Genomic DNA, 22,762 nt, shown 5'->3' on the forward strand with positions numbered 1-22,762 from the left:
AGAAAAATTATTTCTGCTGTTCCATGAGTTTTTTCTGCCTGCTTATTGCATTGACAACTCTGTTAATTGCAGCAGATATTCTATTCTCAGGCTTACTTAATTGACTGTCTGCTTTTTTATAATAAATTAATGCCTGCTCCAGTTCGCCTGATACTTCATAGCAGATGCCTAGATTATATAAAATCGGTATTGCATTAGGTGATTTTATGCTGGATTCTTTCCAGAGATCGCATGCCCTGTCCAGACGATTCCCTTTTGCGAACTCAAGTCCGCTTTCAAACTTTTTCTTTGAATCGCCTGAAGTAATTCCGTCAGTTGATTCGTCAACCTCAATATCTACTGCCACCTGATAGGGTGCAACATCTTTTCTGAATACCTGCTTTGTATAATTTTTTGCATTTATAAGAAGAGTTGATTTATCTGTAACTGCTCCCTTGTCAATACAGGCACTATGCCAAGAACTACCGCTAATGCTGTTTGAGTATAAAACCCTGCCTGTTTCAACTTCTATGAGCTTTGGCACAAAGGTGAAATTTGCAACTCTTTTTGTGCAATTTACAGGATAGGGTTCCCACACAGCACATGTTGTTATAGGGATAGTGCTTTTGCCGTAAGGATAATATGTTGTGGTGTACTGGCCGCAGCGTGTACGATTTTCAGTATATGGAGTGTCACTAATACTTAGAGTTGTGATAACTCCTGTATATATGCCCTTAGCTCCAAGCAGTTTCCCAATCTTTGCAGCATTTTCTGGTTCAACTAGCCCGCTTTGAGAAAGTTTCAGTTCGCTTATGGTTTTATCTATCGCCATTCTGTCGATGAGTTTGTAATAAGGTTTATCGCTAATTATTACTGTAGCCAGAGTTTCTTCTATCTCAGAAGCAAACTCTTTTCCATGTGGTCCATCAAATGGAAGCACAGCTATTTCCCTAACAAGTGTCGCTTCATGAAATTTTGCAGGCATAGTAACGTTTGCATGTATTTTTGCAGGAGGAACGCAGCCTATAAAAGATAAAATAATTAATGGAAGCAGATAAAAGATAACATGATTAACATTGTTTTTTATCATTTTAAAACCCTCTTTTTAACATGTAAAAATTTTTACAAGATAATAATGTTTAATATAGCATAAAAAAAGGATATCGACAAATTATTCTGCCGATATCCTTTTAGAGATATTAATCAGCTTTTAGACAGTAGCCTTGCTCAGGTCTTTCCCTGTTTTTTCCTTTAAAGCTGCCTGCGCTGCAGCCAGTCTTGCAATAGGAACTCTGTACGGAGAACAGCTTACATAATTAAGTCCAATTTTATGGCAGAACTCAACTGATTTTGGGTCTCCGCCGTGCTCTCCGCATATTCCCATCTTTAGATCTTTCTTAACCTTTCTGCCTTTTTCAATAGCTGTTTTCATCAGCAGCCCAGTTCCTCCCTGATCAATGGAGATAAACGGATCATCTTCAAGAATGCCTTTCTCAACATAAAATGGTAGGAACTTCCCGGCGTCATCTCTTGAAAGACCAAATGTTGTCTGGGTAAGGTCATTTGTTCCAAAGGAGAAAAATTCGGCGTGTGCTGCAATCTCATCAGCTGTTATGGCAGCCCTTGGAAGCTCTATCATAGTTCCAATAGTATATTTAATTTTTGTCTTGTATTTCTTCTGAACTTCATCAGCTGTTTTTGTAACTAAATTTCTCATAATCTTGAGCTCATTTACATGTCCTACTAATGGAATCATTATTTCTGGGATGACCTTGATCCCCTGTTTTGAAAGTTCGCATGCGGCTTCTACAATTGCCTGTGCCTGCATTGCATATATCTCAGGATAGGTTATTCCAAGTCTGCAGCCTCTATGTCCTAGCATAGGATTGAACTCATGGAGAAACTTAGACCTGTTTTTAAGCTTTTCGAATGGCACTTCCATCTGATGCGCAAGGTTTTTGAGGTCTTCATCAGAATGCGGGATAAATTCATGCAATGGAGGATCAAGAAGTCTGATTGTTACAGGCAGTCCTTTCATTTCCTTGAATATTCCCTTGAAATCGCCTTTTTGCATAGGAAGAATTTTTGCAAGCGCCGCCTTTCTTCCATCTGTATCATCAGCCAATATCATTTCTCTTACTGCGCTGATTCTTTCAGGATCAAAGAACATATGTTCTGTTCTGCATAAGCCGATTCCTTCAGCGCCGAATTTTCTTGCAACTGCCGAGTCGTGAGGAGTGTCAGCATTGCTTCTTACTCCTATTTTTCTGTATTCATCGACCCACTTCATAAATGTTCCAAATTCACCCGTAAGTTCAGGCTGGGTAAGCGGAGCCTCTCCGGCAATAACTTCACCGGTTGTTCCATTAAGTGTGATGTATTCACCTTCTTTGATTGTCATTGAGTTTACTGTGAATAGTCTTTGGCTCTCGTTTATATTTATTGTTCCGCATCCTGCAACGCAGCATTTGCCCATTCCTCTTGCAACAACAGCTGCGTGTGATGTCATTCCGCCTCTTGCTGTGAGTATTCCCTGCGCAGCATGCATCCCGCCGATATCTTCAGGAGATGTTTCGGTTCTTACTAGTATCACTTTTTCGCCCTGTACAGCAGCTTTTTCAGCATCTTCTGCTGTGAATACTACCTTGCCGACTGCTGCGCCGGGTGATGCCGGCAGTCCCTTTGCAATCACCTTAACATGAGCTTTTGGATCTATCATTGGATGCAAGAGCTGGTCAAGCTGTTGTGGATCAATCCTGAGTATTGCTGTTTTCTTGTCAATGAATCCTTCTTTTACCATATCAATGGCAATCTTAAGTGCAGCAGCAGCAGTTCTCTTGCCGACTCTTGTCTGGAGCATATAGAGCTTGCCTTCCTGCACAGTAAACTCAATATCGAGCATGTCTCTATAGTGTTTCTCTAGCTTTTTGTAAATTTTATTAAGTTCATCATAGGCTTTTGGCAGTCTTTTCTTCAGCTCGCTGATGTGAAGAGGCGTTCTGATACCTGCGACAACGTCTTCGCCTTGTGCATTTATCAGGCATTCTGCAAAGAATTTTCTCTCTCCATTGGATGGGTCTCTTGTAAAACCAACCCCTGTTCCTGAGTTATCGCCCATATTTCCAAATACCATTGTCTGAACATTACATGCTGTTCCCAGATTCTCAGGTATGTTGTTCAGTTTTCTGTATTTTATTGCCCTTTCGCCAAACCATGAGCCGAAAACGGCGTTGATAGCTTTCTTTAGCTGGTCATAAGGGTCTGAAGGAAAATTTTCTCCTACACTTCTTTTATATATAGTTTTGAATTCAACAACAACTTCTTTGATGTCCTCTGTTGTAAGGTCTGTGTCAAGCTGAACTCCTTTCCTGGATTTTATCTCTTCCAGAACTCTCTCAAACTTCTGTCTGTCGACTCCCATAACAATGTTTCCAAACATTGTTATGAATCTTCTGTATGCATCATATGCAAAACGCTCATTATTCGTTTTCTTGATGATAGCTCTGAGAGTTGCTTCATTAAGTCCGAGGTTGAGCACTGTATCCATCATTCCTGGCATTGAAAATTTTGCGCCTGAACGAACGGAGAGTAAAAGTGGATTTTTTGTATCCCCAAACTTCATGCCCATAGCTTTTTCAACTTTTTTTAAAGTACTCAGTACCTCTTCCCACATTCCAGTAGGATATTTTTTCTTGTTATTGAAATATTCATTGCATGCTAATGTTGTGATCGTAAACCCTGCTGGTACAGGAACTCTCAGATTTGTCATTTCAGCAAGACCGGCACCTTTACCTCCAAGGAGGTCTTTCATGTCGCCTTTACCTTCTGCCTTTCCTGCGCCGAAAAAGTATACATACTTCTTTCTGCTTTTAGCCATTCAATCTCCTCCAGAAATAAGGAATTTTCCTCTACGGTTAGATAAAATACCTCATAAGAATAGAAAATTCAATACATTTTAGGCTTGATAATAAAAATTAATATATAATTTATCGGTTTAGGTATCCTGTGTAACTAATTGATTATAAATATTAATATACATATATATCTTGATAATTCTCAATGTTGCATTTGCAGCTTTTTATTAAACTATGTTAAAACAGACAGGTGCTAGAGACATTTTTCAAGTGGCTTGTTGATTTAATAGGGGTGATGGGTTACCCTGGGATTGCATTTCTCATGTTTATCGAAAGCACATTCATTCCTTTACCTTCTGAGCTTGTCATTCCACCTGCCGGTTATCTAATATCTCAGAATCAGATGAGCTGGGCTGGTGTTTTAATAGCAGGCACAGCAGGAAGTCTGTTTGGCGCATTATTCAATTATGTTATAGCAGTCCATTATGGACGAAGATTTATACTCAAATACGGGAAATATTTTTTTATAACCAAAGAGCATTTTGAAAAAGGCGAAAGGTTTTTTAAAATTCATGGAAGCATAAGCACATTTGTCGGCAGGCTGATTCTTGGAATCAGACATTATATTTCGTTTCCTGCCGGGCTTGCCAGAATGGATATTAAAAAATTCTGTTTTTACACATCACTTGGCGCTGGAATATGGGTCTGGGTGCTTGCATACATAGGCTATTTTGTAGGGAATAACCAGGAAAAAGTCCTTGAAGTCAGCAGACAATGGAGTATTTACGCCATATCAGGATGTGCGGTTCTTGTTATTCTGTATGTTTTATGGCATAAAAAGAAGAACTCGAAAAAATAGATTTTTACAGTCGGACATGTCAGATTATTTTTCAGACAAGGCTTTCTGGTATTCTTCCCAGAGTTTTTGCTTAGGTGTCCATTGCTCTATAAAGTTCCAAGGAAGGGTTTCCCTGATATCTTTATTTCTGAAAATATAAAAATCAGTATCAATTTTTGATTCAATGCATGATTTTTTCCAGTCATTTGTTTTTAACATTGATTCTAGTGTGTACGAAATTCTCCTGTCACCCATAGACAAAAGACCCTGCATATATGCATATTTTTGTACATCATGCAATACCTTTACTCCCCATACTGGCAAGAGCAATTTTTTTATTGTTTTAATCTTTTGTTTTACGATATCTATTTTTTCCATGGGATGCCATTGAAATGGCGTAAATGGTTTTGGCACAAAGGTGCTGATAGTCAGAGATATCTTCCCTGTTCTGGATAAAGACCGTATTTTTTTTACGAGCTCAATAATACCTTTTATGTCTTCGTCTGTTTCTGTAGGAAGACCTACCATGAAATAAAGCCTCATGTTTTCGATGCCTTGTTCCAGAATAAGTCTTGATGTCTCGATTATATCTTCCTCAGTTATTTTTTTGTTTATTACCTTTCTAAGTCTTTCTGTCCCAGCTTCAGGTGCAATTGATATGCTTTTGTGATTTTTCAGATGTCTTAATAATTCAGCGCTCTTAGGATTCGCCCTTAATGATGTTATCGAAAAATCAACGCCATCTGTGCTCAACACCTCATTCACATAAGGATAATCAGTCAAAGATGGACCTATAAGACCAACGCGTTTAGTGATCTCCATGGCTGAGTTTATTTCACTTTTTATTGTAGCGAGTTCTTTTTTGCGCGCAGGGCTGTAAATATGTCCAGCAACACAGAATCTGCATTGCCATGGGCAGCCTCTCATTGCCTCGATAAGATACATATTCGAGAACTCTGTATCAGGGGTTATGATTGACGGCCTGATTTTTTTTTCAGATATGTTCTCAATGTATCTTCTCTTTATTTTTTCAAAAGCGCCTGCAAAACATGTTCTTTTTGAAATGCCTTTTTCATATTCAACGCTGTAGAACTTTGGAACATAAATGCCTTCAATCCCAATGATATTTTTGAGTAAATCATTTTTTGAGGATGATTTTTTGTAAGCTTCTGTAAATTCACTTAGCATCTCCTCAGCTTCTCCAATAAAACACACATCAAAAAAATCAGCCAGCGGTTCAGGGTTGAACGAGGCACAGACTCCTCCCAATATCACGAGAGGATGGCGCTCATTTCTGTCAGCGCTTCTAAGTGGAACATTCCCAAGTTCCAGAATCTTCAGAATGTTTGGATAATCATTCTCGAACGAGACTGAGAATGCGATGATGTCAAATCTGTTCAGAGGCTTTAAAGACTCCATAGAAAAAAGCTCTGTTTCTGTTTTTGAATACTCTGTGATGTCTTTTTCGTCCGGAAGAAAAACCCTTTCGCATACAACATCTTTTCTTTCATTCAACAGAGTATATATTCCCTGAAATCCTAGATTGGACATTCCGATGTGATATGTGTTTGGAAATGCAAGGCAGACATTTATTCTGCCTCCGGGATCTTTGTATACAGTGCCTTTTTCTTTTGAAAGGATTTCTCTTGTTTTTTCTATAAGTTTCCGGTTAATGCTCATAGCATTGCCAGTATATTCATCATTGCAAGCGACCATAAAATATCAATCGACAGATGATACTCGCATGAAGAATCAAAGAGCAGGTCTGCCCTTGCAGGGAATTCATCGTCATGAAGCCATAGAATTAATGTTATTGGTATTCTGGGAAGAGGCCTGAACTCAAAAGAAATATTCCCATAATTAAGTCTCCTGCCGCAAAGATTTTTTGCCTTAAGAGCAAAATTGTTTTTATCGTTGCCGTATTTTTCAGTAACTGCCTGAAGAGGAAGCACATGAGAACCTTTGAAAAAAATATCTCCACCCTTGAGATTTTCCGGTTTTATCTGTTTATTGGTCAAGGGAATGTCTTTTGCGTTTATGAGATAAAGCAGAACCGAGAGAATAAAAAAATAACCATGTTTTTTAATAAATATTTCACCGCTATCATGTAGATTTTTTATAGTTCTGTTTTTTGGCGATATGCTGAATTCCATCCCGAATGAAGCAAGAATATAATTTTCATTATCATGATCATGCAAAACACAGGCTCTTTTACATACGTCGTCTGGATTAAGCCTTGAGAGCTTTTCCCATGCTTTTTGTTCCCCTGAATTCATAGCAATATTTTACAGAAAATATTGTTTTAATGTATCTAAAATCTATAAAGTTTTATAAAATAATTCAGAGACAAAATGGAAAACGTACATTTGTTTTCAATTTTACTGCTTTCATTGTCAACAAGCCTTGATAATTTTGGGGTAGGGATTGCCTATGGCATGAGAGCAATCTGCATTCCGCTGGCAGCAAATCTTTTTATTGCTGTTCTTAACAGCGGCGGGACATTTGTTTCAATGCTTATTGGCGAAAGAATATATCATTTCATGCAGCCATCCATCGCAGCTTATGTTGGCTCAGGAATTTTTTTCATTGCAGGCTCATGGTTAATAATTAAATATATTCTTAAAAAACTAAATAATGCTGAACTTGATGCAGACATGATTTTCGAAAAAGCAGCTATCCCTAGTAAATGCTCTCTTGGCAGAAAGATTGTGAAGCTCGACAAAAAATCTGTCATCCACCTTTACTGTAAAGGTAATACAAGCATTAAAGAAGGGTTTATCCTTGCTTTAGCATTGACATTCAGCAATCTTGTCACAGGAATAGGCGCAGGATTAATCGGCCTGAATCTCACTATTACAACACTTGGAGTTTTTCTGTTCAGCATTCTTGCTATCTCTTTTGGGATGAGAATAGGAGGGTATGCTGGAAGGAGATGGTTTAATGGGATATCAGATCCTCTTTCAGGAGTTTTGCTTGTGCTTATTGGGATTTGTGAGATAGTGATTTAAAAAATTTTCCACCTTATCAAGTCTAATCTTTTGGAGTATAATTTACTCAAAATACGGTTTATCAAAAAATGTTTTCACATGGGAGGTAATTTATGGAAATCACTAGAATAAGCATCGATACCCTGAAAGGCATGATAGACAAACAAGAGGCAGTTACAATACTTGATGTGCGCCAGCCAGCAGCATATTCTGGAAGCAATAAAAAGATAAAAGGGTCTGTTTATCTTGATCCAAACAATGAAGAAGGGATTAAGGATTTTTTAAAAGATAGAGACAAGAACGCTCTTATTGTTGCCTACTGTTCTTGAAAAGAAGAACACACCAGTGCCCGTGTGGCAGGGATAATAATAGAGCAGGGTTTTAAAAATGTGTTTGCGCTTCAAGGCGGTTGGGGCGCATGGATGAAAGCAGAATACCCAACAGAGATGAAGTGAATAAATATTAAGATTGGTTGGGCGCTAAGGCATTATTCAAAAACCCAAAACTCATAAGGAGGCAATATGAAGAAGATATTGATTCTGTTATTTGCGATTTCCTTTTTGTTAATTCTCACAGGTCTTGCTTTTGCAAAACCTGATATTGAGGGCAAAGAAGTAAGCTACAAAGACGGTGAAGTTGTGATGAAGGGCTACATTGCTTATGACAAAAATATCAAAGGCAAGAAGCCAGGGGTGCTGATCGTTCATGAATGGTGGGGACTTAATGAATTTTCTAAAAAACGCGCAAGAATGCTTGCTGAAATGGGATATACTGCGCTTGCCCTTGATATGTACGGCAACGGCAAACAGTTAATGCATCCCGATGACGCTAAAAAATTCTCATCAGAGCTTTTTAAAAATTTTGATACTGCCAAATTACGCTTTAACTCGGCGCTCGAATTTCTCAAAAAACAGACAACAGTCAATTCTGAAAAGATCGCTGCAATCGGCTTTTGCTTTGGAGGAAGCATTGTTCTTAATATGGCAAGAGAAGGTATTGATCTGAAGGGAGTGGCTAGTTTTCATGGAGGGCTTGCTCCTGTAAAACCTGCACAAAAAGGGATTGTTAAAGCTAAAATCCTTGTGCTGCATGGAGCAGACGACACATTTGCAACGAAAGAGCAGATTGAATCTTTCAAAAAAGAGATGAAGGATGCAGGAGTTAATTACAAATTTATCTCATATCCCGGAGCAATACATAGTTTCACCAATCCTGATGCTGATATGTACGCAAAGAAATTCAACATGAAGGTTGCATACAACGAGAATGCTGATAAAAAATCATGGAAAGAGCTGGAGAAATTTTTGAAAAGTATTTTTAAATAAAAATATAGAACAAATAAATCTCTCGAGCGCTGAAAATAGGGGATGTGTTGTTCATGCGCAATAATTAGATAATTTTCGGACAGAAAAAGAAATTCAGTTCACTCCTTCAATGTAATTCAGTTCCTTGTGAAAGGTCTCTTCCAGCATGTAAAGTGCAAGGAATGCGATAAGAATGCAGAAAACTCCAATAACGGCTCCGCCATAAAGAATTCCGAATTGTGTTTTTGCAATCTGAAACAGCAAAGTGATTGGGATAACAGTTCCGCGAATGAAATTAGGAACAGTTGATGCGACAGTTGCCCTGAGGTTTGTGCCGAACTGTTCAGCGGCAATTGTTATAAAAATTGCCCAGTAACCAACAGCAAATCCGATAAACAAACAGTTTAAATAAAAAGATGTTGCGTTTATTCCGCTTGACATAAAATAATTTGCTGTTGATATGCATGAAAAAATAAGGAATAGTAAGACGATTTTTTTCCTTGTCTTAAAATATTGGCTCAGGAATCCGCTCACAAAATCACCTAATACCAGCCCCATATAACAGTACATTACAGCTTCTCCTGAATTAATAGTTTCCTTGATTGACAATGCCTTTGCAAATTCAGGAGAAAATGTGATGAGTATTCCGACACTAAACCATATAGGCAGTCCAATGAGTATTGATTTCATGTATTTGAAAAACTGGGTTTTTCTTGTAAAAAGTTTAAAGAAATTGCCTTTGCTGATATTTCTTACTTCGATTTTTTTATACATGCCTGATTCGAATACCCCGATTCTCATGATGAGGAGCAGCATGCCGAGTCCGCCGCCAATAAAATATGCAGCTCTCCAGTCGAAATATTTTGAAATAAAGTTGGCAAGGATTGCGCCTGTTACTCCGACTGTTGCTACGATCATCGTCCCATAGCCGCGGGTTTGTTTAGACAGATTCTCCAGAACCAGAGTTACTCCTGCTCCAAGTTCTCCAGCGAGTCCTATGCCTGCTATAAAACGCCAAAGGGCATAGCTCTCAACTGAATTGACAAATCCATTGGCAATGTTCGCTATTGAATATATAAAAATTGAGCCAAAGAGTATTTTGACTCTTCCCTTTTTATCTCCGAGAACGCCCCACATAATTCCTCCGAGCATCATGCCTGCCATCTGCATGTTCAGAAGTAGCACGCCTTTGTCCATAAGAGCTTGTCCCTCAATCCCAATTGATTTAAGACTCTGGATTCGAACGATGCTGAATAGGATAAGATCGTAGATATCCACAAAATATCCAAGAGCAGCCACTATAACGGTAAAAGAAAAGATTTCCCTGACACCGGCTTTAGGTTTGCGGATTCGATCTAATATATTTCTTATTGTTCGAAATATTTTCATAATATCCAGAGATTGTATCATACAAGATTAGTTGTTCAGAGACAACAATTTAAGATTTCATTTATTGTCAAGGTTTGATTAACTCTGATACAATAAAAAAGGAGGACAGAAAAATTCCATCAGTCTACGGAAATATCTCAGGATTAAAAACAAATTCTCTCCAATTACTTGAAAGAATTTACCGCCGCAGGATTCCGCATGACAAGGTCATTACTCCTGAGCTAGCAAGATATCTTACAGAGCTTTCAGCTGGCATTGGAAGACAGATCGGCATCTTAATAGCAAGGAACGGCCAGATAACTCATGTTATTGCCGGAGATGCAAAAGAGATATTCATTCCTTCTCTTGAAGATTACAGCCTTGGAAGAAGTGCTTTAAGAGGCCTGCGTCTTGTCCACACCCATTTAAACAACGAACCATTAAATCAGGACGACTTAACAGACCTTGTTCTTTTAAGACTCGATATCATTGCAGCCATAGGAGCAAAAAATGGTCTGCCTCATAGCATTTATACCGCGCACCTCATGCCGCAGGGTTCTGAAAAGAGCATAGAGGTTTCTGTTTCTGAAGATTTCCATAAGTTTGATCTTGATTTTATGTATTTTGTCGAGTCTCTTGAAAAAGAGATGGAGAGGAAACGGGTCTTTAATCAAAAAGATAAACGCGAAAAAGCGATATTGATTAGTGTGTCTCTAAAGCCCAAACACGAGCAGGAAGATTCAATAGAAGAACTCAAAGAGCTTGCAGAATCAACTGACGTGCTTGCGCTTGATACAGTCATTCAAAGACCAAAAGAAATAAATCCAAAGTATTTGATGGGTGAGGGGAAGCTAAAGGATGTTGTCATAAATGCTCTTAACAAAGGCGCATCACTTCTTATATTTGATCAGGATCTGAGTCCTTCACAGGTAAGAGAGATTGGCGGATTGACCGAGTTAAAGGTAATAGACCGCTCTCAGTTGATCCTTGATATATTTTCGAGGCGCGCTCATAGCAGGGACGGCAAAGTTCAAGTTGAGCTTGCACAACTCAAATACAGGCTGCCAAGACTCACAGGCAAGGGAACAGCAATGTCACGTCTCATGGGCGGCATTGGCGGAAGAGGTCCGGGTGAGATGAAGCTCGAGATTGACAGAAGGCGTGTGAGGGACAGGATTATTCTTCTTGAAAAAGAACTTAAATCATTGAGCGAGGCAAGAAGGCAGAGAAAACACAGGAGAGTTGAAAGGAAAGTGCCGATTGTCTCTATAATCGGCTATACGAATGCAGGGAAATCAACTCTTCTTAATTCGCTCACCAAGAGCGATGTGTTTGTTGAATCAAAGATGTTTGCAACGCTCGATACAGCAAGCAGGCGCTTAAGATTCCCAAGGGAAAGAGAGATAATCATCACAGACACTGTTGGTTTTATAAGAGACCTTCCTAAGGATTTGATGGCGGCTTTCAGAACAACTCTTGAAGAACTTCAAGATGCTGACCTGCTTCTGCATTTAGTTGATATATCCAATCCTAGATTTGAGCAGCAGATAATTTCCGTAGAGAATATTTTAAAAGAATTGAATTTATCAGAAAAAAAGAAGATTATGGTTTTTAATAAGATAGACAAGATTTCACTTAGTGAAGCGCAGGGCATAGCAAACCGTTACAATGCCATTGCAATATCCGCTATAAATCAACAAACATTTAAAATACTTCTCGATGTAATAGAAAAAAACATATGGGATGAAAAAGAATCAGTCTTGCAGGTATAATATTGAACTATGGAATTTGCGCCTAAATGGATAGCATGGGAAATAACACGCAGATGTAATCTCCGCTGTGTTCACTGCCGCTCATCTTCTGAAATGGAAGTAAAAGACCATCCTGATTTTTCTAAAGACGAGGCATTCAGGATACTGGATGACATTTCGAGTTATGCAAAGCCTGTCATCGTGCTTTCAGGCGGCGAACCATTAGTAAGAAAAGATGTCTTTGAAATAGCAAGATACGGCACTGCTAAGGGACTCAGGATGTGTCTTGCAACTAATGGCGTTCTCGTTGATGATGCGATATGCGAGAACATAAAGGCATCAGGCATAAGAATAGTTTCTCTCAGCCTCGACGGCTCTGATGAGAAGGTTCATGATGATTTCAGGAGCCAAAAAGGAGCTTTTCAAAGCACGATCAATGCTGCAAGGCTTTTTAAAAAACATGGAATAGAATTTATTATAAATTCATCTTTTACAAAGAGAAATCAGGAAGAGATACTCAAGGTTTACAGGCTCGCAAAAAAGCTCGGAGCAACAGCATGGTATATGTTCATGATAGTTCCGACTGGAAGAGGCGAGGAAATAATGAGCGAACTTATATCAAAAGAAGAGTATGAAGAAATACTTGACTGGCATTATCAGATGGAAAAAGATGAGAAGGACATGCTGGTAAGGCCTACGTGCGCACCTCATTATTACAGGGTGATATTACAGAAATCAAAAGAAAAAGGCGTAAAATTCGAGAAGAGGACATTGAAATTCTCCACAGGCGGAGCCAAAGGCTGCATTGCCGGACAGTTGATATGTCTGATAGATGTTGACGGGAATGTTCTTCCTTGCAGTTATTTCCCGAAATCAGCAGGAAATATACATGAAAAATCATTCAAAGACATATGGGAAAACTCTGAACTCTTCAATGACCTGCGCGATTTTAAAAAATACAAGGGCAAATGCGGTTCATGCGAATATATAAGTGTATGCGGAGGATGCAGGGCAAGGGCTTATGCTGTTACAGGGGATTATCTTGATGAAGAACCATTCTGCAGTTATATGCCAATAAAAATAAAGAAAAGGAAGGAAAAATGAACGATACATTTCTGAAGGCTTGCCGCGGTGAAGAAGTTAAACATACTCCTGTGTGGATAATGAGACAGGCAGGCAGATATCTTCCTGAATATCAGGCTGTGCGCAGCCAGGTTGATTTTCTGACTCTGTGCAAGACTCCTGAGCTTGCAGCAAAGGTTACTATCCAGCCTGTTGATATACTCGGGGTTGATGCAGCAATACTTTTTTCAGATATTCTTATCCCGGTTGAGGCTATGGGTATGCCTCTTGAATTCACGGATAAAAAAGGGCCGGTGCTCGCTGAGCCTGTAAGAGATAAAAAAGGCGTTGATAAGCTGAAGGTGCCTGTAACAGAAGAGTCCATGCCTTTTGTTTTAGAGACAATAAAAATTCTTAGAAAAGAACTCAGCAACAAAGTCCCGCTCATTGGTTTTTCAGGCGCGCCTTTTACTCTGGCAACATACATGATCGAAGGCGGAAGCTCGCATAATTTTATCAACACAAAGAGGATGATGTTCCAGGATAAAAAGACATTTGATTCACTCATGAAGAAACTTACAAAGACTGTCATCGCGTATCTCTCAAGCCAGATGGATGCAGGAGCGCAGGCAGTTCAGATATTTGATTCATGGGCAGGGATCCTTTCGCCTCTTGATTTCAAGGAATCAGCATTGCCTTATGTGAAAAAAATAATAAGTGCGCTCAGAGAACACAATCCTGATGCGCCGATAATATATTTTGCGAATAACTGCGCTGGAATAATAAAGGAAGTAAAAAAAACAGGCGCTGATGTTTTTGGGATTGATTGGAGGATAGATATTTCGGATGCAATTAAAAAACTCGGAAGAGACAAGATAATTCAGGGAAATCTCGATCCAACAGCATTATTGCTTCCAAAAGACAAGATAGAAGCACGCGTTCAGGATATACTTGTAAAGGCAGAAGATGCAAAAGGGCATATCTTCAATCTTGGTCATGGCATACTGCCTGAAATACCCGTAGAAAATGCAGTTGCGTTTGTTGAGGCAGTGCATAAATATAGTGAAAGATAGATTTTGCCTTTAAATCCTTTTAAAAGAAAGGCTGGAATTGGCAAAACAAACAATAGGTGTATTACTTCTAAACCTTGGCGGGCCTGATTCGATGCAGGCTGTAAGGCCATTTTTATTTAATCTATTCTCTGATAGACAGATTATCAAGCTTGGCCCAGGTTTTTTACAGAAACCATTGGCACGCCTCATATCATCTATAAGGTCAAAGAAAACAGAGAAGTTATATCAATTAATCGGCGGCAGATCTCCTCTGCTTGATATAACAAAATTACAGGCAGCGGCATTAGAAGAAACACTAAATAAAAAGTCTGCGATTTTCAAAGTTTTTGTTGGAATGCGCTACTGGCGGCCATTAATAGAAGATACTATTAAAGAGATACATAATGCCGGCATTAACAAACTCGTTGTTCTCAGTCTTTATCCGCAATATTCGATCGCAACAACAGGCTCTGCTTATTCTAAGGCAAGAGAAGTCCTGCAGTCTTATCCCACTATTAGTCCTTTGTGTATCCATCCGTGGTTTAAACACTCTGGGTATATTGATGCATTGGTTGATGTTATTAAAAAAGGCATGGAGTCTTTTTCAGACAAAAATGTTCATGTTTTGTTCAGCGCCCACAGCCTGCCGCAGAAACTGATAGATGAAGGCGATCCTTATGTTCATCAGCTTATGGAATCAATTGAAGAAGTTTCAGAAAAAATCAGGATAAATTGGCATCTCAGTTATCAATCAAAAACTGGTCCTGTGAAATGGCTGAGTCCGACAACAGGGGAAAAACTCAGTGAGCTTGCAGACAAGGGCGTAAGGCAGGTTCTTGTTGTCCCGATAAGTTTTGTTTCAGACCATATTGAGACATTGTATGAAATTGATATATTATATAAACAGATGGCTGACAGGCTTGGGATTACTCTCAAGCGCACAGAATCTTTAAATACTCATCCGTTGTTCATAAACGCTTTAAAGAATATTGTTATGGATAAAGTTAAGGAGAGCGATTGGGAAGAATAGCAATAGTCGGCGGAGGAATATCAGGGCTCTCAACAGCATATGCGATACTCGAAAAAGACCCTTCAGCAGAGATAATAATTTTCGAGGCTGAGAAAAAACCCGGCGGAAAGATATGGACTGAGAAGATAGATGGGTTTCTCTGCGAGGGCGGAGTAAACGGATTTCTTGATAACAAGCCAAAGACTTTGGAATTAAGCCGAAAGCTTCTGCTTAGTCCTTTAAGAAGCAGTGATGCGGCTCGCAAAAGATTTATTTTTTCTGAGAGCAGATTAAAACTTATTCCTGAGACACCACCGGCATTTTTCTTTTCCAACCTTTTAAGTTTTTGGGGAAGACTAAGGATTATTTATGAGATCCTTGCTCCAAAAGGCAGGAATAATGACGAAAGCCTTGCAGATTTTGCAAAAAGAAGGCTTGGCAGAGAGGCATATGAAAAACTGATAGATCCCATGGCATCAGGAGTTTATGCTGGAAATCCTGAAACTCTCAGTCTTAAAAGCTGCTTCCCTCGCGTGGATAATCTCGAACAGAAATACGGCAGTCTTATTAAGGGCATGATAAAGATGAATCTGGAAGCAAAGAAGACAAACAAGGGCAAGATTGGTGCAGGACCCGGCGGGACACTGACATCATTCTTTGATGGAATGGAAGTAATGGTTGATTCATTAAAAAACTTTTTGGGTGACCGATTAAGAACCGAAAGCAGGGTTGTTGCTTTAGAGAAAAAACACCGCGGCTATGCTGTTGTGCTTTCAGATGATTCGGTTGTTGAGTCTGAAATTCTAATAATCGCTTCGCCTGCATACGCTGTTTCTGAGATGCTCAGGAATTTTGACAAGCCTCTCTCGTCAATCATTGGAGAAATACCATATCCTGCATTATCAGTTATCTGCTTTGGCTATAAAAAGGAAAGACTCAAACATCAGCTTAATGGATTTGGTTTCCTTGTGCCCTTCAAAGAGAAAAGAAAAATACTCGGAACTCTCTGGGATTCGAGCATTTTCCCAAACAGGGCTCCTGAAGGATATGCGCTTTTAAGAACAATGGCCGGAGGCGCAAGAGCGTCTGAGATTGCGATGTATGATGACAAGCATTTAAGAGACATGGTTTTCAGGGAATTAAAAGACATAATGGGTATTGACGCACCGCCCGATTTTGTGAAAATTTTCAGACATGATAAATCAATCCCGCAATATAATATCGGACATGCAAGCAAGATGAATACAGTTGAAGATATGGTTCTTAAACACAAAGACATGTATCTTACAGGTAACGCATATTACGGCATAAGTGTTAATGACTGCATAGAAAACTCGTATAAATTAGCAGAAAAAATAACAGGCAAGGGGGGTATTTGAGATGAATGAACAGGAGATTTCAGAGATTCTCTTAAAAGAAAACGAGGAATTCAGAAAGCTTAGTCAAGAGCATAAGCATCTAAAAGAAATACTCAATGATTTTAACAAAAAAGTGCATCTTACTCCTGAAGAAGAAGTTGAGAAGAAGAGGGTACAAAAAGTAAAGCTTACAGGGAAAGACAGAATGGCAGAGCTTGTGAGGGATTATAAGAAAAGCCATTAAACAAATTAATTAATAATTAAAAATTAAGTTTAAAGACACAAGGGGGTTATTTTTTTATGAGAAGCAAGACAATTAAACAAGGACTAGAACGCGCTCCACACAGAGCGCTTCTTTATGCAACAGGCATTCCTAAAAGCGAGATGGGGAAACCATTTATAGGGGTTGCCACAAGTTTCACTGATATTATCCCAGGGCACATAGGGATGAGAGACCTTGAGAGGTTTATAGAAAAAGGAGTACATACAGGCGGAGGGTACCCGTTTTTTTTCGGGATTCCCGGGATCTGCGACGGCATTGCAATGGGACATTCAGGCATGCACTATTCGCTTCCTTCACGTGAACTTATTGCTGATATGGTCGAGTCTGTTTCACAGGCGCATCAGTTTGACGGACTTGTGCTTCTTACAAACTGCGATAAGATTACGCCAGGAATGCTTATGGCTGCTGCAAGAATAGATATACCAACCATAGTTGTTACTGCAGGCCCGATGTATTCAGGTCATCTAAGGGGCAAGAGACTCTCTCTTGTTAATGATACATTTGAGGCGGTAGGAAAATATAAAAAAGGTCTGCTCAAAGACGATGAACTCGAATGTCTGGAAATGTGTGCATGTCCTGGAGCCGGTTCATGTCAGGGGATGTACACTGCAAACACAATGGCATGTATAACAGAAACGCTCGGAATGAGCCTGCCCGGGTGTGCTACAGCTCTTGCAGTATCAGCTGAAAAAAGAAGAATAGCTTTTACAAGCGGGAAACAGATCGTCGAACTTGTGAATAAAGATATAACCCCGAGAAAGATAATGAACAGAAAGGCGTTCGAGAACGCAATAATGGCAGATCTTGCGCTTGGAGGTTCTACGAACACAGTGCTTCACATTCCTGCAATAGCGCATGACGCAGAAGTGGATCTTCCTTTAGAAACATTTGATATGCTGAGCAAAAAAACTCCGCATCTGGCAAGCATGCTCCCAGGCGGTGAGCATTATTTAGAAGACCTTGACTGGGCAGGAGGAATCCCTGCTGTAATGAAAAGACTGAGAAAACTATTGAATGACACTATGACTGTGAGCGGAAAGACAATATTCGAGATAGCTGATAAAGCAGAAGTAATAAACGAAGATGTTATAAGACCTCTTGATAAGCCTTATCACAAAGAAGGCGGGATAGCGATTCTCCGAGGGAATCTTGCTCCTGAAGGCGCAGTTGTGAAACAGTCTGCTGTAACAGAGAACATGATGAGATTCGAGGGCATTGCAAAAGTTTTCGACTCTGAGGAAGAGGGAATGAAGGCGATCCTTAATAACGAGATAAAATCAGGAGATATTGTAGTTATAAGATATGAAGGCCCAAAAGGCGGTCCTGGAATGCGCGAGATGCTTTCTCCGACAGCAGCAATAGCTGGAATGGGGCTGAGCGAATCAGTTGCATTGATTACAGACGGAAGATTCTCAGGCGGAACAAGAGGACCGTGCATAGGACACATTTCTCCCGAGGCAATGGAAGGCGGGGTTATAGCGATTATTAAAAACGGAGACAGAATAAAGATAGATATCCCCGGCAGGAAAATAGATCTGATTGTTTCTGATGATGAGATAAAACAAAGGTTCAGCAAGTGGAAAGCTCCAGAGCCTAAGATCAAGAAGGGATATCTTTCGAGATACGCGAGGATGGTCACATCAGCAGGAACAGGCGCAGTGATGAAGTGATTTTGCTTTGCATTTAGTAAAGCTGTTTGGTAAAATTTATTAAATTTTTTCAATAGAGTAAAGGGGATATATGCATACTAAGATGTCCGGAGCAGAGATATTGTTAGAGAGTCTTAAGAAAGAGGGAGTCAAACATATATTTGGTTATCCGGGCGGAGTTGTCCTGAATATATTCGATGCTCTCTTTGACTGCAAAGACATCCACCTTATCCTCACAAGACACGAGCAGGGCGCTGTTCATGCAGCAGACGGATATGCCCGCGCATCAGGAAAGGTTGGAGTTGCTCTTGTAACCTCTGGTCCCGGTGCAACAAACACTGTTACTGGGATTGCTAACGCCGCGATGGATTCTATTCCCATGGTTGTTTTGTCAGGTCAGGTTTCGACAACGCTTATAGGCAATGATGCTTTTCAAGAAGCAGATATTGTCGGGATCACAAGACCGTGCACAAAATATAATTTTTTAGTTAAAGATGTGAATGATCTCTCAAGGACAATAAGAGAAGCATTCTATATCGCATCGACAGGCAGACAGGGTCCTGTGCTTGTCGATCTTCCTAAGGATGTGACAGCAGGCAAGGGAGATTTTACATGGCCTGAGATAGAGATGAGAAGCTATAAGCCTACATATGAAGGCAACAAGTGGATGATCGGACAGGCTGCTCATCTTCTTGCAAAAGCAAAAAAACCCGTGATTATTGCAGGCGGTGGAGTAATCCTCTCAAATGCTTCAAAAGAGTTAAAGGAGCTTGCAGAGCTGACACACAGCCCTGTTACTCTGACCCTTATGGGATTGGGAGGTTTCCCTGGGACAAGCAAACTTTCGATGGGAATGCTTGGAATGCACGGAACTTATTATGCCAATAAGGCAGTTCAGGATGCGGATCTTCTTATTGCTGTAGGCATGCGTTTTGACGACAGAGTTACAAGCAAGGTTGACTCATTTGCACCTAATGCAAAGATTGTGCATATAGACATAGACCCAACCTCAATTAAAAAAAATGTAAGGGTTGATATCCCGATTGTCGGTGATGTAAAGAAGGTTCTTTCTGTTATGAACAAGATCATAAAGGAAGAAGTAAAAGAACAGTGGGATGAAATAAGAAAGTCATGGCTTAAACAGATTGATGCATGGAAGACTGAAAGGCCGTTGGAATACACATACAGCGATAATCTGATAAAACCGCAATTTGTGGTAGAAAAAATTTACGAATTAACTAAAGGAGATGCGATAATCACAACTGAGGTTGGGCAGAACCAGATGTGGTCAGCGCAGTTTTATAAATTTGACAAGCCAAGAAAATGGATAACCTCAGGAGGATTAGGCACAATGGGATTTGGTTTCCCTGCAGCAATAGGAGCGCAGTTTGCACATCCTGACCAGCTGGTAATAGACATTGCCGGAGACGGAAGCATCCAGATGAATATACAGGAGTTGGCTACTGCGGTTGTGAACAAGCTTCCTGTTAAAGTTGCAATTTTGAATAATAAGTATCTCGGGATGGTAAGACAATGGCAGGAGCTTTTCTTTAAGGAAAGGTATTCTCATACAAGACTTGATGAAGGGAATCCTGATTTTGTTAAGCTTGCAGAGTCATACGGTGCAGTAGGTCTCAGGGCATCAAAGCCAAGCGAGGTTGAACCAGTGCTAAAAGAAGCATTCAAGACAAAAGCCACTGTGTTTATGGATTTTGTTGTTGACTGGAAAGAAAAGGTCTATCCAATGGTGCCTGCAGGAGCTTCAATAGACCATATGATGTTTGAAGATGACGAGAAAAAAGAAGAAAAGAAATTAAAGGCAGTAAAATAGGGCTGGTGAATAAATGAGACATACAATATCTGTATTGGTTGAGAATAAGTTTGGCGTATTATCACGCGTATCAGGGTTGTTCAGTGGAAGAGGCTATAACATTGAGAGCCTTTCTGTGGGCGAGACTATCGATCCTCAGATATCTATTATGACAATAGTCACAATCGGAGACGACTCGGTGATCGAGCAGATAACAAAACAGCTTAACAAGCTTATTGATGTTATCAAGGTTACAGACATGACTGAGCTTGATCATGTTGAACGCGAGATGGTTCTGCTGAAAGTTGCCCCTCGATCAGAGGATAAGTCAGAAGTTCTCAATCTTGCGGAGATATTCAGGGGAAGGATCGTTGATTCCAGTCAAAAGACCTATACAATAGAGATTACTGGTGATGAGAAAAAGATTGAGGCATTCTTAGAACTTATGAAGCCGATGGGGATAAAAGAATTTGTAAGAACAGGCAAGGTAGCGATAACAAGAGAAGGCATAAAAAGAAATAAAAGTCTGTAATTTATTGAAGTGAAAAACTGTTACGGAGGGAGGTGAAGATTATGAGAACACCTTTAATGAGATATGTTGCATGTTATCTGGTTGTTGCTATGTTCATTATTGCAATTGTCCCCAAAGTTGATGCAGGTCTTTCTCCTTCAGATATAATTTCCTTATCAATGACTGACAGGGCTGCGGACATCGAAAAGATTCAAAAAATTCTCGAGATTAAAGTGGTCAGAGAAAGGCTTGAAAAGCTTGGGTTGACTCAGGATGAGATTCAGCAAAGATTAAGCAATCTCAGTGACCAGCAGATACATAATGTTGCTCTTCAGTTTGATGATATAAAAGTCGGCGGAGACGCTCTGGGATTAGTTGTTGTACTTCTTATTATTGCTATTCTCGTTGTTGTGCTTATTGAGCTTACTGGTCACAAAGTGGTTATTACAAAATAGAATGAAAATGCAAAAGCTTTTTCAAAAGCAGGAACAGTTAAAAGCTGCGCCTGCTTTTTTTTTGGTATTTTTAGTATTTCTATTCAATTCCTGCTCATCTATCAGCTCACTGCCTGAACCAAAACAAAGCCGTGTTATAAATAATATTCCTTTTTACTCGCAGGAAGAATACCAATGCGGTCCTGCTTCGTTAGCTGGGTTGATGAACTTTTTGGGTGTTGAGATTACTCCTGAAGAGATTGCAAAAGAAATATACAGCAAATCTGCCAAAGGCACATTGAATATAGATATGATTTTTTACCCTCAGACAAAAGGGCTGATCTCAGAACAGTATTCAGGAAATATAGAAGATGTTAAGAAAAAAATCGATTCAGGATATCCCTTGATAGTGTTTGTTGATTATGGTTTTTTATCCGTTCAGGCAAATCATTTTATGGTGATTGTAGGCTATAATGAGCATGGAGTTATTGCTAACAGCGGCAAAGACAAACACAAAACAATCATCTATGAGGATTTTAAAAAGATATGGGAGAAAACAAAAAACTGGACTTTAATATTAAAAAGAAAGTGAGCAATATTTAGTGAATAGTGAAAGAACACTAAGGCAAAAAATTATATACATTGTTTTTTCTTTGCTATTTACTGGTTGCTATTTGTTTGCTTCCGGCTGTTCCTTGCCTCGCATAATTATTCTTGATGATCCTCTGAGTCCTGAAGAGCATATTAACTTAGGGGTTGCATATGAAAAAAAAGGAGAGCTGGACAATGCCCTAAAAGAGTATAAGTCAGCTTCGAAAAAAATTCCTACGGCATATCTTTATATCGGCAATATCTATTTTCAAAAAAACGATTTTGACGAAGCTGAATATAATTATGCAAAAGCCATAGCAAAAGAACCTGGGAATGCTGATGCACATAATAATCTTGCATGGCTCTATTACACAAAGAAGGAAAAACTTTATGAGGCAGAGGCGCTTGCACTTAAAGCAATAGAACTTAATCCTGAGAAAAAAGAAATTTATCAGGATACGCTTGATAAAATTAGAATATTAAAAAATAAATGAGAACTATTCTAGCTCAGAGATTGTGCTTGTCAAAAAAAATACTGGATGAAATAATTCGTCATTGCAAAAAAACAGCGCCTAATGAGGCGTGCGGTATTCTTGCCGGCAAGGGGAATGTGATATCGAAAATCTATGAGATGACTAATATTGAAAAATCCCCTGAAAGTTATTTTATGGATTCAAAAGAGCAGTTCAGTGTCATGAAAGAAATTAGGGAGCATGAACTGGATATTGTATGCATATATCATTCACATCCAAAATCTTCTGCTTACCCTTCACGGAAAGACAAGACGCTGGCTGTTTACGAAGAACCAGTATATATGATTATAAGTCTTGCTGAAAAAGATGCTGCTATAAGAGTTTTTTCTATCAAGAGAAAAAAGGTTGCTGAGGTTGAAATCTTTATAAAAAAATAAAATTACTGTTTT

22 protein-coding genes are annotated in these 22,762 nt (G+C 39.4%); 17 read left to right on the top strand and 5 right to left on the bottom strand.

Features of this window, described 5'->3' with window-relative positions; all coding sequences use genetic code 11:
* Positions 1-7 precede the first annotated feature (7 nt).
* Positions 8-1,069 carry a hypothetical protein gene (locus LLF28_02305; GenBank protein ID MCE5194278.1) on the bottom strand — a complete coding sequence of 354 codons (1,062 nt, stop codon included), beginning with the start codon at positions 1,067-1,069 and terminating at the stop codon, positions 8-10.
* A gap of 120 nt (positions 1,070-1,189) precedes the next feature.
* Positions 1,190-3,856 carry a pyruvate, phosphate dikinase gene (gene ppdK / locus LLF28_02310; GenBank protein MCE5194279.1) on the bottom strand — a complete coding sequence of 889 codons (2,667 nt, stop codon included), beginning with the start codon at positions 3,854-3,856 and terminating at the stop codon, positions 1,190-1,192.
* A gap of 227 nt (positions 3,857-4,083) precedes the next feature.
* Between ppdK and LLF28_02315 the strand changes: the two genes are divergently transcribed.
* A complete protein-coding gene (locus tag LLF28_02315; GenBank protein ID MCE5194280.1) occupies positions 4,084-4,692 on the top strand; it encodes a DedA family protein in 609 nt (202 codons plus the stop codon).
* Positions 4,693-4,716: 24 nt separating this feature from the next.
* On the opposite strand, the gene LLF28_02320 is transcribed toward LLF28_02315, so the two are convergent.
* Both LLF28_02320 and LLF28_02325 read right to left on the bottom strand, forming a co-directional pair.
* A complete protein-coding gene (locus tag LLF28_02320) occupies positions 4,717-6,387 on the bottom strand; it encodes a radical SAM protein (protein MCE5194281.1) in 1,671 nt (556 codons plus the stop codon).
* On the bottom strand, positions 6,348-6,947 hold the full coding sequence (locus tag LLF28_02325) for a DUF3786 domain-containing protein (protein MCE5194282.1): 600 nt from the start codon (positions 6,945-6,947) through the stop codon (positions 6,348-6,350). The genes LLF28_02320 and LLF28_02325 overlap by 40 nt, the downstream gene beginning before the upstream one ends.
* Before the next feature lie 75 nt (positions 6,948-7,022).
* Here LLF28_02325 and LLF28_02330 point away from each other — a divergent pair, with 75 nt between their 5' ends.
* The 3 genes from LLF28_02330 (at position 7,023) to LLF28_02340 (ending at position 8,983) form a co-directional block, all read left to right on the top strand.
* Positions 7,023-7,679, top strand: coding sequence for a hypothetical protein (locus tag LLF28_02330; GenBank protein MCE5194283.1), 657 nt, complete (start codon positions 7,023-7,025; stop codon positions 7,677-7,679).
* 92 nt (positions 7,680-7,771) lie between these two features.
* Entirely contained in the window at positions 7,772-7,987 is a 216-nt protein-coding gene (locus LLF28_02335) for a hypothetical protein (GenBank protein ID MCE5194284.1), read from the top strand.
* 192 nt (positions 7,988-8,179) lie between these two features.
* A complete protein-coding gene (locus tag LLF28_02340; protein ID MCE5194285.1) occupies positions 8,180-8,983 on the top strand; it encodes a dienelactone hydrolase family protein in 804 nt (267 codons plus the stop codon).
* Between the two features lie 93 nt (positions 8,984-9,076).
* Here LLF28_02340 and LLF28_02345 read toward each other — a convergent pair whose 3' ends face one another.
* The gene (locus LLF28_02345) at positions 9,077-10,351 is read right to left on the bottom strand and encodes an MFS transporter (GenBank protein MCE5194286.1); all 1,275 of its coding nucleotides are present in this window, start codon (positions 10,349-10,351) and stop codon (positions 9,077-9,079) included.
* Between the two features lie 74 nt (positions 10,352-10,425).
* On the opposite strand from LLF28_02345, the gene hflX reads away from it, so the two are divergent.
* The 13 genes from hflX (at position 10,426) to LLF28_02410 (ending at position 22,750) form a co-directional block, all read left to right on the top strand.
* The gene (hflX, locus tag LLF28_02350) at positions 10,426-12,102 is read left to right on the top strand and encodes a GTPase HflX (protein ID MCE5194287.1); all 1,677 of its coding nucleotides are present in this window, start codon (positions 10,426-10,428) and stop codon (positions 12,100-12,102) included.
* A 9-nt stretch (positions 12,103-12,111) separates the two neighbouring features.
* Positions 12,112-13,185 (top strand): radical SAM protein, encoded by a 1,074-nt coding sequence (locus LLF28_02355; GenBank protein ID MCE5194288.1) that lies wholly within the window; start codon positions 12,112-12,114, stop codon positions 13,183-13,185.
* The gene (gene hemE / locus LLF28_02360; GenBank protein ID MCE5194289.1) at positions 13,182-14,216 is read left to right on the top strand and encodes a uroporphyrinogen decarboxylase; all 1,035 of its coding nucleotides are present in this window, start codon (positions 13,182-13,184) and stop codon (positions 14,214-14,216) included. Before LLF28_02355 ends, hemE begins: the two co-directional genes overlap by 4 nt.
* A gap of 37 nt (positions 14,217-14,253) precedes the next feature.
* The gene (gene hemH / locus LLF28_02365; protein MCE5194290.1) at positions 14,254-15,225 is read left to right on the top strand and encodes a ferrochelatase; all 972 of its coding nucleotides are present in this window, start codon (positions 14,254-14,256) and stop codon (positions 15,223-15,225) included.
* Positions 15,213-16,583: a protoporphyrinogen oxidase gene (hemG, locus tag LLF28_02370; protein ID MCE5194291.1), complete on the top strand. Its 1,371-nt coding sequence runs from the start codon at positions 15,213-15,215 to the stop codon at positions 16,581-16,583. The genes hemH and hemG overlap by 13 nt, the downstream gene beginning before the upstream one ends.
* A 1-nt stretch (position 16,584) precedes the next feature.
* Positions 16,585-16,806 (top strand): DUF465 domain-containing protein, encoded by a 222-nt coding sequence (locus LLF28_02375; GenBank protein MCE5194292.1) that lies wholly within the window; start codon positions 16,585-16,587, stop codon positions 16,804-16,806.
* 56 nt (positions 16,807-16,862) lie between these two features.
* On the top strand, positions 16,863-18,515 hold the full coding sequence (gene ilvD / locus LLF28_02380) for a dihydroxy-acid dehydratase (protein ID MCE5194293.1): 1,653 nt from the start codon (positions 16,863-16,865) through the stop codon (positions 18,513-18,515).
* A gap of 70 nt (positions 18,516-18,585) precedes the next feature.
* Entirely contained in the window at positions 18,586-20,325 is a 1,740-nt protein-coding gene (gene ilvB / locus LLF28_02385; GenBank protein ID MCE5194294.1) for a biosynthetic-type acetolactate synthase large subunit, read from the top strand.
* A 13-nt stretch (positions 20,326-20,338) separates the two neighbouring features.
* Complete coding sequence (gene ilvN / locus LLF28_02390) at positions 20,339-20,836, top strand: acetolactate synthase small subunit (GenBank protein ID MCE5194295.1); 498 nt, start codon at positions 20,339-20,341, stop codon at positions 20,834-20,836.
* Between the two features lie 41 nt (positions 20,837-20,877).
* The gene (locus tag LLF28_02395) at positions 20,878-21,270 is read left to right on the top strand and encodes a PA2779 family protein (GenBank protein MCE5194296.1); all 393 of its coding nucleotides are present in this window, start codon (positions 20,878-20,880) and stop codon (positions 21,268-21,270) included.
* Position 21,271: 1 nt separating this feature from the next.
* Positions 21,272-21,841 (top strand): C39 family peptidase, encoded by a 570-nt coding sequence (locus tag LLF28_02400; protein MCE5194297.1) that lies wholly within the window; start codon positions 21,272-21,274, stop codon positions 21,839-21,841.
* Positions 21,842-21,944: 103 nt separating this feature from the next.
* Positions 21,945-22,334: a tetratricopeptide repeat protein gene (locus tag LLF28_02405; GenBank protein MCE5194298.1), complete on the top strand. Its 390-nt coding sequence runs from the start codon at positions 21,945-21,947 to the stop codon at positions 22,332-22,334.
* Positions 22,331-22,750 carry a M67 family metallopeptidase gene (locus LLF28_02410; protein ID MCE5194299.1) on the top strand — a complete coding sequence of 140 codons (420 nt, stop codon included), beginning with the start codon at positions 22,331-22,333 and terminating at the stop codon, positions 22,748-22,750. The genes LLF28_02405 and LLF28_02410 overlap by 4 nt, the downstream gene beginning before the upstream one ends.
* Positions 22,751-22,762: the final 12 nt, after the last annotated feature.

The sequence above is a fragment of the Nitrospiraceae bacterium genome (assembly GCA_021373015.1).
Lineage (GTDB): Bacteria > Nitrospirota > Thermodesulfovibrionia > Thermodesulfovibrionales > UBA1546 > JAJFTJ01.

Bases quoted from the DNA above. Each gene is read 5' to 3' on its own strand.
- ppdK (MCE5194279.1), bottom strand. From the start codon at position 3,856: ATGGCTAAAAGCAGAAAGAAGTATGTATACTTTTTCGGCGCAGGAAAG.
- LLF28_02325 (MCE5194282.1), bottom strand. From the start codon at position 6,947: ATGAATTCAGGGGAACAAAAAGCATGGGAAAAGCTCTCAAGGCTTAAT.
- LLF28_02335 (MCE5194284.1), top strand. From the start codon at position 7,772: ATGGAAATCACTAGAATAAGCATCGATACCCTGAAAGGCATGATAGAC.
- LLF28_02330 (MCE5194283.1), top strand. From the start codon at position 7,023: ATGGAAAACGTACATTTGTTTTCAATTTTACTGCTTTCATTGTCAACA.
- LLF28_02305 (MCE5194278.1), bottom strand. From the start codon at position 1,069: ATGATAAAAAACAATGTTAATCATGTTATCTTTTATCTGCTTCCATTA.
- ilvD (MCE5194293.1), top strand. From the start codon at position 16,863: ATGAGAAGCAAGACAATTAAACAAGGACTAGAACGCGCTCCACACAGA.
- LLF28_02340 (MCE5194285.1), top strand. From the start codon at position 8,180: ATGAAGAAGATATTGATTCTGTTATTTGCGATTTCCTTTTTGTTAATT.
- LLF28_02355 (MCE5194288.1), top strand. From the start codon at position 12,112: ATGGAATTTGCGCCTAAATGGATAGCATGGGAAATAACACGCAGATGT.
- LLF28_02375 (MCE5194292.1), top strand. From the start codon at position 16,585: ATGAATGAACAGGAGATTTCAGAGATTCTCTTAAAAGAAAACGAGGAA.
- LLF28_02400 (MCE5194297.1), top strand. From the start codon at position 21,272: ATGAAAATGCAAAAGCTTTTTCAAAAGCAGGAACAGTTAAAAGCTGCG.
- LLF28_02410 (MCE5194299.1), top strand. From the start codon at position 22,331: ATGAGAACTATTCTAGCTCAGAGATTGTGCTTGTCAAAAAAAATACTG.
- ilvB (MCE5194294.1), top strand. From the start codon at position 18,586: ATGCATACTAAGATGTCCGGAGCAGAGATATTGTTAGAGAGTCTTAAG.
- ilvN (MCE5194295.1), top strand. From the start codon at position 20,339: ATGAGACATACAATATCTGTATTGGTTGAGAATAAGTTTGGCGTATTA.
- LLF28_02395 (MCE5194296.1), top strand. From the start codon at position 20,878: ATGAGAACACCTTTAATGAGATATGTTGCATGTTATCTGGTTGTTGCT.
- hemE (MCE5194289.1), top strand. From the start codon at position 13,182: ATGAACGATACATTTCTGAAGGCTTGCCGCGGTGAAGAAGTTAAACAT.
- LLF28_02345 (MCE5194286.1), bottom strand. From the start codon at position 10,351: ATGAAAATATTTCGAACAATAAGAAATATATTAGATCGAATCCGCAAA.
- LLF28_02320 (MCE5194281.1), bottom strand. From the start codon at position 6,387: ATGGTCGCTTGCAATGATGAATATACTGGCAATGCTATGAGCATTAAC.